Below are 1,807 nucleotides of genomic sequence, written 5' to 3'. Positions count from 1 at the left end.
AAATAACTGTTGCTACGCCGTTTGGCCGGATGAGTAATTTCATTGCGAAACTCTTGCACTTGTTTGGTTAAAGCTTGACGATTTGCTTCGGGAACTGCTGCCCGAATTGGCGACCCATCAGCGGTGAATAATATCAGTTCTAATTGGTCGTCATAGGAGGTGACATAAACCACCGCCGACTGGGTGCCCGTTTGCTGGGCCATACTGCCTAAAATTTCTCGCGCTGAGGCGGTGGTAATCACCTGATTTTCTGCCGAACTGCCCAAAAAATCAGCAAATTCACTGGTGCGACTTTCTTCTATGGTTGAGATGCGATCGTCTATATAAGTTTGGCTCGCATTGCTAGTTAATACTGGAATAGTTTCGAGAATTTGTTGAGCCTGGTTCTGAAAATTATTTTCGGTAAAATTATCATAATTTTCATTTTTCAAGATTGTAGTTAATTCATAAATATTTGGCATTAAATTATTTAAAATGCCTAAATTTTCTGCATTGTCTTTTGAATCATTCAGCCCTTCTTGATTAAGATTAATTTTTCCCGTATCGGTGGAAATTTCTCCAGTTTTTACAACCCCTTCATTACTATTCAGGGTAATATCGCCACTCTCAATTTCACCGCTAGAAGTAATATCGCCAGTATTAATATCGTCTTGGGCGTTCAGGGTAATATCTCCGGCAATTCCTTCGTGGGCAATAGTTTCAATATTTCCCGTGGAAATAGCGCCTTCCTTACTGGTAGCAGCAATATCACCACTATTGTTGCCCGCGATCGAGCTAATATCTCCGGTATTAATATCTTGACTAGCCGTTAAATCAACATCACCTGAATTGCCGGTTTCTGCTACAGTTTCCAGGTTGGCTGTGGTGACACTTCCCGTTGCGCTGCTCACAGAAATATTCCCACTATTCTCATTACCAAGCGAGCTAATATTTAGGGTGTAAATATCGTTATTTGCCCGCAGTGTTATACCCCCACTACTGCCATTTTCGGCAATAGTATGAATATTCCCAGTGGTGACAGAACCAGCGTTACTACTGACTAAAATATCGCCACTATTTTGACCAGCTTGGGAGGTAATATCACCAGTTTTTACATTATTCTGGGCTGTTACAGTCACATCGCCACTATTGCCATTTTCCGCAACGGTTGCCACATTACCAGTGGTGACAGAACCCTCATCACTACTGACGGAAATATCTCCACTATTTTGACCAGCTTGAGAGGTAATATTACCAGTTTCTACATCATTCTGAGCGGTTACGATCACATCGCCACTGTTGCCATTTTCGGCAGTGGTTGTGACATCACCAGTGGTGACAGAACCTTTATCACTATTGACGGAAATATCGCCACTATTATTATCACCCTTAGAGGTGATATCACCAGTTTCTATATCATCTTCACCATCAACCGTAATATCACCAGAATCTCCATCTGTAGCAGTCGAAGCAATATTTTTTGTAATCACAGAACCATCTTCAGCCACTACGGTAATATTTCCCGAACCGTCCTCACCGGCAGAGACCAATTCCGCAGTTTGAATATTGCCTTCGGTGCCATAAGTGTTGATTTGAATATTGCCGGAAGTGCCATTGGGGGCAACGGTTTCTACCAAGCCAGTCTTCACCAGATTTTCACAGCTAAGAATTATCAGATCGCCGCTTTCAATTAGACCGAATGTGCGAATATTTCTGAGGATGACACTGCCGTTAGCCTTTAAGGAAACATCGCCACCAATACCACTATCTGAAAAAGTTTCAATATTTCCCAGACTGTTAATATTGCCCAAACTGAAAATACTAATAT

General features: G+C 41.9%; 1 protein-coding gene. It reads right to left on the bottom strand.

All coding sequences use genetic code 11. From position 1 onward, the window contains the following. Positions 1-1,807, bottom strand: a 1,807-nt coding sequence (locus AM228_RS34715) for a beta strand repeat-containing protein (protein ID WP_369817815.1), incomplete at both ends; no start/stop codon positions are given.

The sequence above is a fragment of the Planktothricoides sp. SR001 genome (assembly GCF_001276715.1).
Classification (GTDB): Bacteria; Cyanobacteriota; Cyanobacteriia; order Cyanobacteriales; family Laspinemataceae; genus Planktothricoides; species Planktothricoides raciborskii.
Note: the sequence above shows the minus strand (reverse complement) of the source record. Positions and strands in the feature narration are given on the sequence as shown.